General features: G+C 66.2%; 17 protein-coding genes. 6 read left to right on the top strand and 11 right to left on the bottom strand.

What is annotated here, in order from left to right; genetic code table 11:
- Positions 1 to 19 precede the first annotated feature (19 nt).
- Positions 20 to 1042: a TIGR03617 family F420-dependent LLM class oxidoreductase gene (locus JOF57_RS29175; RefSeq protein ID WP_209922885.1), complete on the top strand. Its 1023-nt coding sequence runs from the start codon at positions 20 to 22 to the stop codon at positions 1040 to 1042.
- Here the strand turns inward: JOF57_RS29175 and JOF57_RS29180 are convergent.
- The gene (locus JOF57_RS29180) at positions 1039 to 1701 is read right to left on the bottom strand and encodes an NADPH-dependent F420 reductase (RefSeq protein WP_209922887.1); all 663 of its coding nucleotides are present in this window, start codon (positions 1699 to 1701) and stop codon (positions 1039 to 1041) included. The genes JOF57_RS29175 and JOF57_RS29180 overlap by 4 nt on opposite strands.
- A gap of 92 nt (positions 1702 to 1793) precedes the next feature.
- Here JOF57_RS29180 and JOF57_RS29185 point away from each other — a divergent pair, with 92 nt between their 5' ends.
- Positions 1794 to 2141, top strand: coding sequence for a winged helix-turn-helix transcriptional regulator (locus tag JOF57_RS29185; RefSeq protein WP_209922888.1), 348 nt, complete (start codon positions 1794 to 1796; stop codon positions 2139 to 2141).
- 10 nt (positions 2142 to 2151) lie between these two features.
- On the opposite strand, the gene JOF57_RS29190 is transcribed toward JOF57_RS29185, so the two are convergent.
- The 3 genes from JOF57_RS29190 to JOF57_RS29200 form a co-directional block, all read right to left on the bottom strand.
- Complete coding sequence (locus JOF57_RS29190; protein ID WP_209922890.1) at positions 2152 to 2634, bottom strand: hypothetical protein; 483 nt, start codon at positions 2632 to 2634, stop codon at positions 2152 to 2154.
- Positions 2634 to 3806: a 3-ketosteroid-9-alpha-monooxygenase, oxygenase component gene (locus JOF57_RS29195; protein ID WP_209922892.1), complete on the bottom strand. Its 1173-nt coding sequence runs from the start codon at positions 3804 to 3806 to the stop codon at positions 2634 to 2636. The genes JOF57_RS29190 and JOF57_RS29195 overlap by 1 nt, the downstream gene beginning before the upstream one ends.
- A gap of 107 nt (positions 3807 to 3913) precedes the next feature.
- A complete protein-coding gene (locus tag JOF57_RS29200; RefSeq protein WP_209922893.1) occupies positions 3914 to 4549 on the bottom strand; it encodes a hypothetical protein in 636 nt (211 codons plus the stop codon).
- 61 nt (positions 4550 to 4610) lie between these two features.
- Here JOF57_RS29200 and JOF57_RS29205 point away from each other — a divergent pair, with 61 nt between their 5' ends.
- Positions 4611 to 5135 carry a gamma carbonic anhydrase family protein gene (locus JOF57_RS29205; RefSeq protein ID WP_209922895.1) on the top strand — a complete coding sequence of 175 codons (525 nt, stop codon included), beginning with the start codon at positions 4611 to 4613 and terminating at the stop codon, positions 5133 to 5135.
- On the opposite strand, the gene JOF57_RS29210 is transcribed toward JOF57_RS29205, so the two are convergent.
- Genes JOF57_RS29210 through JOF57_RS29230 form a run of 5 tightly spaced genes read right to left on the bottom strand, consistent with a single transcriptional unit; the run spans position 5132 to position 9690 of the window.
- Positions 5132 to 5551: a nuclear transport factor 2 family protein gene (locus JOF57_RS29210; RefSeq protein ID WP_209922897.1), complete on the bottom strand. Its 420-nt coding sequence runs from the start codon at positions 5549 to 5551 to the stop codon at positions 5132 to 5134. The genes JOF57_RS29205 and JOF57_RS29210 overlap by 4 nt on opposite strands.
- Before the next feature lies 1 nt (position 5552).
- Positions 5553 to 6431 carry a TIGR03619 family F420-dependent LLM class oxidoreductase gene (locus JOF57_RS29215; RefSeq protein ID WP_209922899.1) on the bottom strand — a complete coding sequence of 293 codons (879 nt, stop codon included), beginning with the start codon at positions 6429 to 6431 and terminating at the stop codon, positions 5553 to 5555.
- 2 nt (positions 6432 to 6433) lie between these two features.
- Complete coding sequence (locus JOF57_RS29220; RefSeq protein WP_209922901.1) at positions 6434 to 7615, bottom strand: thiolase family protein; 1182 nt, start codon at positions 7613 to 7615, stop codon at positions 6434 to 6436.
- A complete protein-coding gene (locus JOF57_RS29225) occupies positions 7615 to 8676 on the bottom strand; it encodes a thiolase family protein (RefSeq protein ID WP_209922903.1) in 1062 nt (353 codons plus the stop codon). The genes JOF57_RS29220 and JOF57_RS29225 overlap by 1 nt, the downstream gene beginning before the upstream one ends.
- 9 nt (positions 8677 to 8685) lie before the next feature.
- A complete protein-coding gene (locus tag JOF57_RS29230; protein WP_209922905.1) occupies positions 8686 to 9690 on the bottom strand; it encodes a Zn-ribbon domain-containing OB-fold protein in 1005 nt (334 codons plus the stop codon).
- Positions 9691 to 9748: 58 nt separating this feature from the next.
- Between JOF57_RS29230 and JOF57_RS29235 the strand changes: the two genes are divergently transcribed.
- A complete protein-coding gene (locus tag JOF57_RS29235; protein ID WP_209922907.1) occupies positions 9749 to 10786 on the top strand; it encodes an LLM class F420-dependent oxidoreductase in 1038 nt (345 codons plus the stop codon).
- A 23-nt stretch (positions 10787 to 10809) separates the two neighbouring features.
- On the opposite strand, the gene JOF57_RS29240 is transcribed toward JOF57_RS29235, so the two are convergent.
- On the bottom strand, positions 10810 to 11652 hold the full coding sequence (locus tag JOF57_RS29240; RefSeq protein ID WP_307870120.1) for a class I SAM-dependent methyltransferase: 843 nt from the start codon (positions 11650 to 11652) through the stop codon (positions 10810 to 10812).
- A 149-nt stretch (positions 11653 to 11801) separates the two neighbouring features.
- Here JOF57_RS29240 and JOF57_RS29245 point away from each other — a divergent pair, with 149 nt between their 5' ends.
- Together JOF57_RS29245 and JOF57_RS29250 are read left to right on the top strand one after the other, a co-directional pair.
- Entirely contained in the window at positions 11802 to 12488 is a 687-nt protein-coding gene (locus JOF57_RS29245) for an acetoacetate decarboxylase family protein (RefSeq protein ID WP_209923821.1), read from the top strand.
- The gene (locus JOF57_RS29250) at positions 12485 to 13690 is read left to right on the top strand and encodes a cytochrome P450 (protein ID WP_209922909.1); all 1206 of its coding nucleotides are present in this window, start codon (positions 12485 to 12487) and stop codon (positions 13688 to 13690) included. Before JOF57_RS29245 ends, JOF57_RS29250 begins: the two co-directional genes overlap by 4 nt.
- Here JOF57_RS29250 and JOF57_RS29255 read toward each other — a convergent pair.
- Positions 13687 to 14931: a sensor histidine kinase gene (locus JOF57_RS29255; RefSeq protein WP_209922911.1), complete on the bottom strand. Its 1245-nt coding sequence runs from the start codon at positions 14929 to 14931 to the stop codon at positions 13687 to 13689. The genes JOF57_RS29250 and JOF57_RS29255 overlap by 4 nt on opposite strands.
- Between the last annotated feature and the right edge of the window lie 24 nt (positions 14932 to 14955).

Below are 14955 nucleotides of genomic sequence, written 5' to 3' on the forward strand. Positions count from 1 at the left end.
GCGGGGGAGAATCCTCGATATGAAGGTCTATGTGGCGTTGGACCCGGGCAGGCCGCTGACCGCAACCGCGGATTACGCGCGGCGGGTCGAACGGATGGGCTGCGACGGGCTGCACGTCGCCGAGACCGTGCACGACTCCCTGGCGGTCGCGCTGCTGGCCCTTGAGCACACGTCGCGCATCACCGTCCGCACCGCGGTCACGCTGGCGTTCGTACGGAGCCCCACGCTGACGGCGTACACGGCCTGGGACCTGTCGGTGCTCTCCGGTGGGCGGTTCGAACTGGGCCTGGGCACGCAGATCAAGCAGAACATCGAGGACCGCTACGGCATGCCGTGGAGCGATCCGATTGCCCGGATCCGGGATTACGTCGGCGCGTTGGGTGCCTTGTTCGATGCCTTCCGCACCGGGGACGCCGTGTGTTTCGAGAGTGACAACTACCGGCTCACCCGGATGCAGCCGTACTTCAATCCCGGTCCGAGCGATGCGGTCCGCCCCCCGATCTGGCTGGGGGCGGTGAACCGCGGAATGTGCGAGCTCGCAGGCCAACTCGCTCACGGAATCGTCACGCATTCGACCAACTCCGACCCGGACTACCTGCGCGACGTGGTCCGCCCGGCGATGACACGTGGCGCCGAAGCGACGGGCCGGGCCGACATCCCGCTCCTCATCGCCTCGACGGCGATCGCGACCGGCCGCACCGATGAGGCCATCGCCGTAGAACGCGAACGGCAACGCCGAATGTTGGCATTTCTGTATTCGACGCCTGCGTACGCGGCGGGTCTGACCCGCCGCGGCCTCGCTGACCTGCCGGAGCGGCTCCGGTCGCTGGTGCGCACCGAGTTGTGGGACGAATTACCTTCGGTGCTGCCCGATTCCATTCTGGATGAGCTGGTGGTGTGCGGGCGCCATGATGAGCTACCCGGCAAGCTGGCGGCCAAATTCGGCGATCTCGCCGACGGCATCGTCCTACCGCCTCTGGGCGACGGAGACGATGACGCGTCGCTGGCCGCCTGCGTGGCCGAATTGCGAACCGCGGACTAGCCGGGGGATCGAACCGCCGCCGCGGGGACCGGGTCGACGTGCGGGATCGCGAGTCGCGGGTTTGCGCCGGCGGCGACCACGCGCATCACGAATCCAGCGGCTTCTTCTGCTTGTCGGGCGGCGTCGATGCCTCCCACGGTCACGGGTCGCGCCCCGAGGTCGGCGATCAGCGCTTCAGCGTGGTGCAGTGCGCCGGGGTCGTCGCCGCAGACCGCGACCACCGGTGCGGTGGCGGGACTGCCGGTGAATGGCCATGATGCGCCGGCGAAGAGGTGCAGGGCCTTCACCACCCCGGCGCCGACCGCGAGGCTCGCGACGTACTCGGCGGCGGATCCGGTTGCGGGGATCAGGCGCCCGGTCGTGAAGTCGACCGGGTTGGTGCAGTCGATCACGGCCTTGCCCGACAGTGCGCCGCTCGGACCGCCGACCAGATTCAACGCGTGATCCAGTCCGTCCCATGGGATGGCGACCACCACGACGTCCACCGCGTCTGCGAACTCGCTCGGGTCGATCGGCGCTGCGGCGGAACCGATCTGCTGTGCAGCGGTCCGGGCATGGGCGGGGTTGCGGCCCGTCACCACGACGGAATGACCGGCACCGGCCCAGGCCTTGCCGAGCATCACCGCGAGATTGCCGGTCCCGAGTAGTCCGATCTTCACCTTTGGTCTCCTTCGTCGAGTGCGAGCTGCCAGGACGACGTTAGGAGGCGCGTTCCTACCGATCGGAAGGAATGGCATTGGACAATGTAGAAGTGAATGAAGCGGGATGTGAGACCTTCGTCTCGGACTGCCGTATCCGCGCCGCGGCCGAACTGATCAGGCACACCTGGGACCCGGTCGTCCTCTCGGCGCTACGCATCGGGCCGACCCGGCGCAGCGTTCTGCTGGATCGCATCGCCGGGGTCAGCGACAAGGTACTGACCGGTGCCCTGAGCCGCCTGGTGCTGCGCGGTCTCGTCAGGAAGGTGAAGGACGACCTGCGACGTGATGCCGCCGTCTACGAACTCACCGAGTTGGGTACGTCATTCGCCGAAGGTCCGCTGCTCGAACTCGGCCGATGGGCGGCAGACAATCAGGCCGACCTGTCGGCGACGTGCTGACCGGCGATGTCTAGCCGTCGCCGGGGGAGGGCGCAGAGGACACTTCCTCCAGGCACCCTTCGGCGACCGCATGCCTGATGCTGTCGGTCAGCCGCGGGCAGGACCGGGCCCGGGCCGGATCCCCTCCGGTGGAACGGATCTCGTCAAACGTGGCACAGCGCTGCACCGCGTCGGTCGTCCACTGCACGGAGGTGTGTTCGGTGCTGAGCTTCTTCACCTGTACCGACACATGGCAGAACCGGCAGTCCACCGACACCAGGCCCGAAGTCAGATAACGCTCGCGGTCGCGCGCGCTGGCCTCTCGGACCGCGGCGGCCCGTTGCGGGTCGGACGCGAAATCTGGTGCCTTGGACCATGAACCGGAGGGCGTGCCCGCCCCGGCGCCGCTGCCGTGATGATGATCGTCGTCGTCGTGTGCACCGTGCAGGAGCAGCATCGAGCGGGCCAGGTCGTCAACATCTGGCGCCTGGCTCCGCTCGTTGCTTGTCGTCATCAGTTGGACTGCAGTGATTCCGTCTGGGCCGACTTCTCGGCCGCCTTGCTCTCCTGCGACCGCAGATTTTCCTGAACTTCGACGGTCCACTTCTCGTTGGCGGCGGTGGTGTCGATTTCCATCTCGAAACGGTCGGTCATGTCGGGGGTGATGTCCGCGACGTCGACGTAGAACTGCTGGTACCAGCGGCGCATCTGGTAGACGGCACCGTCCTCTTCGACCAGCAAGGGGTTGTCGATACGGGTCTTGTGCTTCCAGATCTCGACATCCTGCATGAAGCCCTTGCTGACGCCGTCGGTCATCGCGTCGGCGAGCTTCTGGGTGGTCTTCTCGTCCATGCCCTTGGGCTTTTCGACGATGACGCCCCACTGCAGCATGAAGGCGTCCTGGCTGACCGGGTAGTGGCAGTTGATCAGGATCGACTCGGCCTTGTAACCGGCATAGTTGTTGTGCAGCCAGTTGATCATGAACGACGGTCCGAAGTAGGAGGCTTCGGAATCCAGGTGCGACTCGCCGTACTGGGTGCCCATGCCGCCGATGTCCTGACGGCCCACGTTGTGCAGGTACTGCGAGGCGATGTGGCCCTCGAAGACGTTCTTGAAGTACGTCGGCAGCCCGTAGTGGATGTAGAAGAAGTGCGCCATGTCGGTGACGTTGTCGATGATCTCGCGGCAGTTGCTGCCCTCGATCAACAGCGAGTTCCACTGCCACTCGGTCCAGTCGTCGCTGGCGGCTTCCGGGATCTCGGGGATCTGGACCTCGGGCTGCGGGTCATTGCCCTCATGGTCGTGCCAGACGAACAGCAGGCCGCCGCGCACGTCGGTGTGCCAGGCCCGGGTGCGGGCCAACCGCGGGGTGCGCTTGGCGTAGGGGACGAGCTTGCACTTGCCGTCGCCGCCCCAACGCCAGTCGTGGAACGGGCACGCCACGGTGTCGCCCTTGATGGTTCCCTGCGACAGGTCGCCGCCCATGTGTCGGCAGTAGCCGTCAAGGACCTTGAGGGCCCCTTCCGAGTCCGCAAACACGACCAGCTTGGTGCCGAATGCCTCGACGGAGTGGGGCTGTCCGTCGCGGAAATTCGAGACCGGTCCAAGGCAGTGCCAACCCCGCGCGTAGCGGTCAGGCAGGGCGCCGGTGTCGATCTCTCTGATGCCGGCATGTTCGGTAGTCACGGTGGGCCTCCCGTATAGGTGCTCTTAACTAGAACACGTTACAGTTTTTTGCGCCCTTGTGGCAAGAATTGAGGCATGACCTGGGGAATACCCAGCTTGAACGGCTGTTACTCACGCTCCGGAAGACCGATTCGCAGAGCAATCTGTTGCATTCGTCCCACGCTGGCCACCGTTTCCGGTGACACCGGGTCATCCGTGGTGCTGCCGAACTCCAGGCGAACCAGTGCGCGCCCCTGGGTGAACATGAGCAGCGTCACGGCTTTCGAGCCATCGGGTGCGGTCCCCGAGATGACGGTGCCGTTCGAGCCCACGGGCACCGGTTGCGGTTGCCCGCCGGTCACCATCGTGCTGACGGCCGCCGACGCCTGCTTGAGCGTCGCCGACGCGGTCGCGGCATTGGGGTAGATCAGGATCGTGTCGGCGATCGCCCTGGTGTCGTCGGCGTTGACGAACAACGCGCTGGCTCCTGGCTGACCGTCGGGATTTACGTTGCTCGACCGAGAGGTGAACGTGTCTGGCGGAATGCTGACGTCCTCGGCCTGCACCATCAGGTGGCTGTAGTCGGATGCCTCCGATGTCGGTGTCTTCGACGCGGCCGTCGACGATGCGGAGGGCGGCTGGGCAACCCAGGGGGTAGCCCCCGAATCGTCGGGCGGGGAGCACGCTGCGGCCGTGCCGATGACGGCCGTGGCCAGACCGATGGTGAGCAAGGACTTCGGGAAATTGGTTGTCGTGAGCGACATAGTTACTGTTCAGGGTACGCGTCGCCGCGCTGACGCCCGTTTCCTGCGGTATATGTGAACGATGCCGCTGTATTCGTTCGAGGGCCGCGTGCCCGTGGTCGACCCAGGTGCGTTCGTGGCCCCGACGGCGACGTTGATCGGCAACGTGACCGTCCAGGCGGGGGCCTCGGTGTGGTTCAACACCGTGCTGCGAGGCGACTTCGCCCCGATCGTCATTCGTTCGGGCGCCAACGTCCAGGACGGGTCGGTGCTGCACGCGCCACCGGGAATCCCCGTCGATATCGGGCCCGGCGCGACCGTCGCCCACATGTGCGTGGTGCACGGCGCGCACGTGGGCGAGGAGGCGCTGATCGCCAACCACTGCACTGTCCTCGACGGGGCGGTGATCGGCCGGCGGAGCCTGATCGCGGCACATTCCCTGGTCGTCGGTGGCACCAAGATTCCCGATGAGGTGTTGGTCACCGGTGCGCCCGCGAAGATCCGAGGACCCATCGCGGGCACCGGCGCACACATGTGGGTGCAGAGCAACCCGGCGGCCTACCAGGAATTGGCCCAGCGCTACCTGGCCGGGCTTGCCGAGCTCTAGCCGTCGATCTTCTCGGCGCTCGCGCGGTCCACTTCCCAGAAGGCCCGCAGTGCGACCATCTGGCCTTCGTCGTTCACGCGGTAGGTGAACACACCGGGGGTGGTGATCCGGTGCCCGCCCATGGTGGTGACGATGCTGCCGACGTTGGCTTCCTCGTTGCCGCACTGGAACGTGTCGACGAACCTGAACTCCAGGTTGTCGGTCGGGGCGATGGCCTTGTCCCAGAACGCCGCGATGGCTTCCTTACCCTGGTGGCCCAAGCCTGCGGGATCGAAGAACGACGGCCCGATGGGATCCTGCACGATCGCGTCGTCGGCGAAATTGTCCAGCCAGGTTTGCTTGTCCCGGGCGGCAACCGCATCCCGGGAGCGCTTGCCCGCCAGATGGGCGGGGTGTTCGGGGTTGGTGACGGCCATGTCAGTCCTGCCAGCCGGAGTGGATGTAGGTGTCGGCGAACCGCTTGAGCGAATCCTGTTTCTTTTCCAGCGGGGCGTCGAAGCCGAGTCCCTCCAGCATCCAGGGGATGACGATGTTGTCGGTGATGCCGGCCGCGGCGAGCTCACGGTGCCCGTCGAGATCGAACTTGTCGATGCACACCGCCTGGAACTCGAAAGGCTGTTCTTCCCGGCCGTATTCGGCCCGCAGCTGGTTGATCGCCGTCACGGTCTCGCCGAGCTGTGCGCACGTCATCATCGCGCTGGTCCAGCCGTCACCGACCCGGGCCGCCCGCTTGAGCGCCACCGAGGTGTGCCCGCCGACGTAGAACGGCACCGGCTCCGAAGGGGCCGGGCTCATCTGCAGGCGCTCGAAATCGTAGAACTGGCCGTGGAACTCGACCATGCCGCCGCCGAGAACCAGCTTGAGCACCTCGATCATCTCGTCGACGCGCGCGCCCCGCTTGGCGAACGGTACCCCGCACCATTCGAATTCTTCTGGTGCCCAACCGATTCCGACGCCGAAACCGAACCGGTTGTTGGTCAGGTTGGCAACTGAACCGACCTGGCGCGCCAGTAGCAGCGGGTTGCGTGAGCCGAGCTTCATGACGTTGGTGTAGAACCGCAGCGTCGAGGTCGCCGCACCCATCGAGGCTGCGGCGATCAGCGGGTCCACCCACGGGGTCTCGGCATTCCACATCCGCGACCCGTCGGGGGTGTACGGATAGTCTGCGGCCTGCTTCTCCATGTAGAACAGCGAGTCGGGCAGCGCGATCGAATCGAACCCGACTTCCTCTGCGGTGCGGGCCAATCCGGTCAGATGCTCGAGCGGCCCCATGGCCACACTCAGGGTGTACTTCATGGTTATGCCGTGGCCGCAGGTTTGTCGCTGGAAACCACCCACATCGAGTAGTACTGCGCCCCACCGCCGTAGGCGTGGCCCAGTGCCTTACGCGCACCCTCGACCTGGTGGTCGCCGGCCTTGCCCATGACCTGGATGGCCGATTCGGCGAAGCGGATCATGCCGGATGCACCGATCGGGTTCGAGCTGAGCACACCGCCGGAGGCGTTGAACGGGATCTTGCCGCCGATCGCGGTCTCGCCGGCCTCGGTGAGCTTCCAGCCCTCGCCCTCCGCGGCAAAACCGAGGTTCTCCAACCACATCGGTTCGAACCAGGAGAACGGTACGTACACCTCGGCCACGTCGATCTCGTCGATCGGGCTGGTGATACCGGCATCGCGCCACAGAGCCGCCGCGGCATCACGACCGGCCTGCGGGTTGACCTGATCGCGACCTGAGTAGGCCAGCGGCTCGGTGCGCAGTGCGGTGGCGTGGATCCAGGCCACCGGATGTCCCTCCGCGACCCGGGCGTCGGCCGCGGCCTCGTCGCCGATCACCATGGCGGCCGCACCGTCGGAGGACGGGCAGGTCTCATCGAATCGGATCGGGTCCCACAGCATCTGCGAGGCCATCACCTTCTCCAAGGTGATGTCGGGCTGGTGCAGGTGAGCCAAGGGATTCTTGGCACCGTTGAGCCGGTCCTTGACGGCGACCATGGCGCCGATGTGATCGGGGGCGCCGGAGCGGCGGATGTAGGCGCGCACGTGCGGGGCGAAGTAGCCGCCCGCACCCGCACCGACCGGCTTGGTGAAGGGCACCGGAATGCTCAACGCCCACATGGCATTCGATTCCGACTGCTTCTCCCACGACATGGTCAGCACCCGGCGGTATTTACCCGACTTCACCAGGCTGGACGCCACGATCGCGGTGGATCCGCCCACCGAGCCCGCGGTGTGCACCCGGATCAGTGGCTTGTTGGTCGCACCGGTGGCGTCGGCCATGAACAGCTCCGGCATCATCACGCCCTCGAAGAAGTCGGGCGCCTTGCCGACCACTACGGCGTCGATGTCGGCCATCGTCGAACCGGAATCGACCAGGGCCCGGTCGATGGCCTCGCGGACCAGCCCGTTCATCGACACGTCGTGGCGCTTGGCCACGTACTTGGTCTGCCCGGTGCCCAGGACCGCGGCGAGATTCTTAGCCATTATTTGCCCTCCAGGACCGCGACCAGATTCTGTTGCAACGCAGCACCACTGGTGGCGTGCGCGAGCACGCGCCCGGCCGAGCCGTCGAAGATGTGCTGCGCGGCGAAGCCGATGCGCTCCAGGCCGGCCGAGAACATCGGGTTGGCGGCCAGCGCGCCGCCGGACGGGTTGACCTTCGTGTTCTCGCCCAGCCCGATCGCCTCGGAGAGGATCAGCTGCTGGTGAGTAAATGGGGCGTAGATCTCGGCCACCTCGATCGAGCTGACGTCGCCGACGGTGGCGGCCTGAGCCGATGCGGCGGTGGATGTCGAGACGGTCAGATCGCGGGCGCCCAGAACGGGGGTCTCGATCCGATGCTCGAATCCGGTGATCCAGGCTGGGTTTTCGCGCAGCTCGCGGGCGCGGTCGCCGGCGGCCAAGATGATCACCGAGGCACCGTCGGTGATGGGTGCGATGTCGTGACGGCGCAGTGGATCGGCGAAGAACGGGCGGTCCAGCAGCTCGGCGACGGTGGAAGCGGATTCCACCGAGTCGACCCGGTCGGTCGCGGCGAACGAATCCAGGGCCACCTGGGCCATCTGCTCGGCAGTCCACTTGCCCGAATCCAGGCCGAACCGGGCCTGAAGGCCGGCCATCGACACTGCATCCGGCCACAGCGGCGCGACGGTGTACGGGTCGGTCTGCAGGGACAGCACCCGGCGCAGGACGCCGGCGCTGGACTTGCCGAAGCCGTACGCCAGCGCGGTGTCCACCTCGCCGGTGAGGATCTTGATGTAGGCCTCGTAGAGCGCCCAGGCAGCATCCATCTCGACGTGCGACTCGTTGATCGGCGGCACCGCGCCGATCGAGTCGATCGCGGAGATGAACGAGAATGCCCGGCCGGCAAGGTAATCGGAGGAACCCGAGCACCAGAAACCGATATCGGTCTGCTGCAGCCCGAGCTCTTCGTAGAGGCTTGCGAAACACGGCATCAGCATTTCGACGCCGTTGGTGGTGCCGTCAGTGCGGCGCACATGCGGGGCATGTGCGAAACCGACGACGGCTACGTCACGGAATGTCATCAGTTCCCTTTACAGGTGGTGCTTGTAGCTGTCGTATTCGGCGTCGGGCTCACCCGTCGGCCGGAAATGCGAGATGTTGTCGATGCCGAGGCCCCATTCCTCCTGCGGCTTCCATACGGCTTCGACCCGCATGCCCATCCGGACTTCGGAAGCGTCGATGTCGGTCACCAGATGAAGGAACGGGATGTCAGCACCGTCGAGCAGCACGTAGCCCGCGACATACGGCGGCTTGATGCGCTGGCCGGCGAACGGGATGTTGATGATCGCGAACGTGGTGACGGTGCCCTTGTCGACCAGCTCCACGAACTCGGTGAGTTCCTGGCCGGTGGCCGGGTCGGCCTCCTTCGGCGGGAAGTACACCTTGCCTTTCTCGCCGTTCGCACCGGACGTGCGCGCGCCGAGCAGCTTGCCGTCGCGCAGACCGCGCAGGTAGGTGCTCTCCGGCCGAGAAGCGGTGTGCTGGATCTCGATGTTCGACGGGGCCACCTGCATGGTGACCGGATCGCGTTCGTCGGCCGGCACCGCCGGGACGTCTTCGGGGGTCTCGCCGGGAACGAAGTAGGCGATGTCGGTGATCGCGCCCACCGGTTCGTCGACCCAGTGCACGTGGACCCGGTCACCGCTGGCCAGCTCGCCCTCCTTGGCGTCCACGGCATGCAGCAGCGGGGTGTCGGCGCCGTCGAGCTTGATCAACGCCCAGGCGAACGGACGGTCCAGCGGCTGGCCTTCGAGCGGCGCGGGCTGCCAGGTCCAGGACACCACGGTCCCGACGCTGGACACCGGCACGACCTCGGTCAGGGCCTCGTAGGTGACGGGGTCATACTCAGCAGGTGGCACGTGCACGCGTCCGTCAGAACCGCGCACGCCGACGATCCGGCGCTCACGCAGGGCAGTGAAGAACTGGCTGAGCAGTGGGCCCACTGAACGGGTGTAGTCAAAAGACAGTTTCAGTGGCGCGGAAAGTGGCGGCTCACGGTGATCTGTCGAGGCCGGGCGGCTTTGGCTGGCTGTCACCCATCGAGTAGAACAGGTTCTAACAATCGTGGCAAGGACACGTGGGAAGGCAATCTAAATGAAGCTGGGTCTGCAACTCGGATACTGGGGCGCGCAGCCGCCGACCAACCATGCCGAACTCGTCGAGGCCGCGGAGGCGGAAGGCTTCGACACCGTGTTCACCGCGGAGGCGTGGGGGTCGGACGCCTACACGCCGCTGGCCTGGTGGGGCCGCGAAACCACCCGTATGCGGCTGGGCACCTCGGTCATCCAGATGTCGGCCCGTACCCCGACCGCGTGCGCGATGGCCGCGCTGACACTGGATCACCTGTCCGGTGGCCGCCACATCCTCGGCCTGGGCGTGTCCGGGCCGCAGGTGGTGGAGGGGTGGTACGGCGCGAAGTTCCCGAAGCCGCTGGCCCGCACCCGCGAGTACGTCGACATCCTGCGGCAGGTCTGGGCGCGGGAGTCCCCGGTGCGCAGCGACGGCCCGCACTACCCCCTGCCGCTGACGGGGGAGGGCACCACCGGCCTGGGCAAGAACCTCAAGCCGATCACCCACCCGTTGCGCGCCGACATCCCGGTGATGCTGGGCGCCGAGGGGCCCAAGAACATTGCGATGGCCGCCGAGATCGCCGACGGCTGGCTGCCGATCTTCTACTCGCCGCGCATCGCCGGCATGTACAACGAGTGGCTCGATGAGGGATTCGACCGGCCCGGCGCCCGGCAGACCCGCGAGACTTTCGAGATTTGTGCGACGGCGCAGGTCGTGGTCACCGACGACCGACCGGCGATCATGGAGCTGATGAAGCCGCATCTGGCGCTGTACATGGGTGGAATGGGCTCTGAGGACACCAACTTCCACGCCGAGGTCTACCGCCGGATGGGGTACGCGGAGGTCGTCGACGACGTCACTCGCCTTTTCCGCAGCGACCGCAAGGACGAAGCGGCCAAGATTATTCCCGACGAATTGGTCGACGACTCCGCGATCGTCGGTAACCGCGACTACGTCAAGGAGCAGATCAAGGCCTGGGAGGCCTCCGGCGTCACGATGATGGTGGTGGCTCCCCGCTCGGTCGGGGAGATCAAGGACCTCGTGGCTCTGGCTCAGGCCTGAGGCGGCACTTTCGTGCGGCCTGTCTAGCCGAAGTCCAGCCGGGTCGTCACCGGTAGGGCCGAACTCAGCAACGGAAGCCGCTGCGCCGTCCGCATCAACCCGTTGAGGATGCGCCCCCGGCCCTCGGACATCGGCAGGTTGTGCACCGCCTTGACGCCCGGCACGGAGTTGACGAGATCGGCTGCCTGCGACGGGGTCATGCTGAAGGGCATCGGCGGCATCCGATAGTCCCGTGAGGTCCGCAGGCCCTTGCGCGCCCAGCCGGCGAGCCAGGCCGGCGGCAGGTCGAACAGCATCTGCCCGCCGGCGAAACGTTGTGCGCACGCGCGAATCAGCCCCATGGCTTCTTCGGGCTGCAGGTACATCAGCAGTCCCTCGGCGGTGATGAATACGCCGTCGGCCGGGTCTACCTCGTCCATCCAGCTGAAGTCCAGCGCCGAGCAGGCGGACACCGCCACCCGGTCCGAGGCCGGCAGCAGCTTGTGGCGTGCCTCGATCACCGGCGGCAGGTCGACTGTCAGCCAGCGGAAGTCATGGCCGACGCCGGCAGCGTCGAGCCGATGGAAGCTGGTCTGTAAACCCTCCGCCAGTGCCACCACGGTGGCCTTCGGGTGGTCGCCCAGATAGGCGCTGGTGGACTTGTCGAAGCGCAGCGAGCGCAGCGCCACATCCTGGCGCCGGCCGGATCCGAACTTGGCGAAATCGAAATCGATCGAGTCGAACAGTCGCACCGCCATGGGATCGTCGATGATGCCGTCCCGACGGCGTGCCTCATACGCACGCATCTGCAGCGTCAGCAGCGCGGTCTCCGACACGCCAGACAGGTCAACTGTGGTGCGTGGGGCTGATGACGGGTTCTGGGTCACCGGCGAGAATCTACCTCAACGGGAGATCCATGACCTCGCCGTTCTGGCCTCGCGTAGACACTTCTTGAAATCTGTCTACAAGGGGGTCTAGATTCAACGGTGTGAGTGACGCCACATCCGCCTCGCGGCACAATGTGCTCGGCACCGTCATGACGATGCCGGTGCAGATCCGAACTGCCGAACAGCATATGGCGGTGTTCTCTGTGGACGCCGATGCCGCGCAGCGCATGATCGACTACAGCGGTTTGCGCGCGTACCGGTACCGGCCGCACCGCGCGCTCGTGGTGTTGATGTTGATGCACTACATCGACGGTGACCTGGGTCGGTACTTGGAGTACGGCACCAACGTCATGGTGAACCGGCCCGGATCGGAGACGTCGGGCCTGCGCGGCCTGGGCTCGGCGGGCGCCTTCATCCATCACCTCCCGGTTGACGGCGAGTTCACGCTGCAAGCCGGCCGACAGATCTGGGGCTACCCGAAAGTCCTGGCGGACTTTACGGTTCACGACGGCAGTCCGTTCGGGTTCGAGGTCAGTATCGACGGCCAACTGGCGGTGGGGATGGACTTCAAACCCGGGATCCCGGTTCCGTCGGCGTTCACCGCTAAGCCTCAGGTGCAGTTCTCCTACTCCCACCTCGACGGCGTGCTGCGCGAAACCGAAGGCCAGATCGGCCTTTCCGGTGCGCGCTACCGCCCGGGCGGGGCCCGGATCCGGCTCGGTGACCACCCGTACGCCGAAGAACTCGCGGCCCTGGGTCTGCCCAAACGGGCGTTGTTGTCCAGTTCGGCCCGCAATGTACAGATGACGTTCGCTGACGCCAAGGAGATTTCGTGACCCAAATCCTGACCAAACCCGATGTCGACTTCACCAACGGCAATTTCTATGCCGACGGCGGGGCCCGTGAGGCGTACCGCTGGATGCGGGCCCACGAGCCGGTGTTCCGCGACCGCAACGGGCTGGCCGCGGCGACCACCTACGCGGCTGTGCTCGACGCCGAACGCAACCCCGAGCTGTTCTCGAACACCGGTGGTATCCGCCCGGACCAGCCGGGCATGCCCTACATGATCGACATGGACGATCCGGCACATGTGTTGCGGCGCAAGCTGGTCAACTCCGGCTTCACGCGCAAGCGCGTCATGGACAAGGTGCCCTCGATCGTGAACCTGTGCGACACCCTGATCGACGCGGTATGCGAACGCGGGGAATGCGACTTCGTCCGGGACATCGCCGCGCCGCTGCCGATGGCGGTGATCGGCGACATGCTCGGAGTGCTGCCCACCGAACGCGACATGCTGCTGAAGTGGTCGGACGATCTGGTCTGCGGATTGAGCTCACACCTGGACGAGACGGCCATCGCCAATCTGATGGAGACGTTCGCGTCCTACACCGCCTTCACCATGGAGGTGATCGCCAAGCGACGCGCAGAGCCGACCGACGACCTGTTCTCGATTCTGGTCAACGCCGAGGTCGACGGCCAGCGCATGGCCGACGACGAGATCGTCATGGAGACGCTGTTGATCCTGATCGGCGGCGACGAGACCACCCGGCACACGCTGTCGGGCGGGACCGAGCAACTGCTGCGCAACCACGACCAGTGGGAATCCCTGGTGGCGGATCAGTCCCTGTTGCCCGGCGCCATCGAGGAGACGCTGCGCTGGACCTCGCCGGTGAAGAACATGTGCCGCACCCTGACCGCCGACACCACCTTCCACGGAACCGAGCTGAAGGCCGGCGAGAAGATCATGCTGATGTTCGAGTCGGCCAACTTCGACGAAGCGGTTTTCGAGAATCCCGACGACTTCCGCATCGATCGAAACCCGAACAGCCACTTGGCTTTCGGCTTCGGCACGCACTTCTGCCTGGGGAATCAGCTGGCCCGGTTGGAGCTGCGGCTGATGCTCGAGAGGTTGCTCACCCGGCTGCCCGACCTGCGCCTGGCCGACGACAGCCCGCTGCCGTTGCGTCCGGCCAACTTCGTCAGCGGCCCGGAATCGATGCCGGTGGTGTTCACCCCGACCGCGCAGGTGGGCGCCTAGCCACCCGGGGCGTCGGACCTGCACTTTGCCGGTACCGAAATCGACACCGTGGTTCCGGGTGTGCCCGTGACCGCGAATGTTCCGCCGGCGGCCAGCACCTTGGCGCAAATCGAGGCGAACCCGATGTGGCCGTCCTCGACACTTTGCGCCAGGCGCTCCGGTGCAATGCCGACACCGTCGTCTGCAATGCACAGTGCCGCCAGAACGCCGTTGTACTCCACGGTGAACCGTAGATTCTGGGCCTGGGCGTGCTTGATCGCATTCGTCGAGAATTCCCGGGCTGCACTGTAGATCAGGTGGTCGGCGTCGGTGCGCGCGTCATCGGGCCAGCTGCCGGCATCCAACTGGACCGCGAGGTTGGTGCGCGTCGCGATACCGTCGGCAAGCGAGGTCATCGCCGCCTTGAGGCCGGCTCGGGCCAACACCTCGGGATGCAGTTCACGGACCACGTCACGCAGCAGCCGGGAGGACTCCGCCAAGGCGAAGTCGACGCGGTCGATCCCGTCGACCGACCCGTCCCGGACCTCCTCCATGTCGCGCCGGGCCACCAGAACGTACTGGAGCGCACCGTCATGCAGGCGTTCGGAAAGTGACTGGCGTTCGCGCTTCTCCAGACTGATCACCTCTTCGAGCAGGCGGGTCCGTTCCAGGGCCAGGCCGGTGATGGTCCTGGTCCTGGACTGCTGAATCCGCGACAGCGCGACCGACCCGGCAGCCAAGCCGAACAGCACGGCGGTCCGCGACAGGATCGACCCCCAGGGCTCGTTGCCGTTGGCGGCCTTGTCGACCCAGCTCACCACGAAAAAAGTGACCACCGTAGGAACCGCGATCGTCGCACTGACGACAGGGTCGAGCTGGGCTGCCGCGATCAGCGGGATCAGGAACAGTCCGTGCTGCACTACGTCGGAAGTCCAGGTCTCTGCCGAACTGATCCCGGTCTCCGTTGAAATGATCGCTACCGCAAGGAGATCCACGCACAGCATGAGCAGTGCCACCGATCGCTGGGTTCCCCCGCCGAGGTGGCCGGCCGAGCGCAGCGCCCGCCAGCTCCACACCGCGACCGCCGCGAGGTAGCCGGCGAAGACCGCCCAGTGCAACCACACGTTGGCGTGCGGAGGCTGCGACAGCAGGGCGGCGCCGATGAACGTCGCCATGAGCGTCCGCAGGGCGAGCTGCAGTAGGAGGCCATGGCGTACCGAGGTGTCGGCGGTCGGCGCAGACGCCCCATCGCGTTCAGGCATGCCCGGCTCCCGTCCCGGCAAAGT

The organism is Mycolicibacterium lutetiense (assembly GCF_017876775.1).
GTDB classification, from domain to species: Bacteria; Actinomycetota; Actinomycetes; order Mycobacteriales; family Mycobacteriaceae; genus Mycobacterium; species Mycobacterium lutetiense.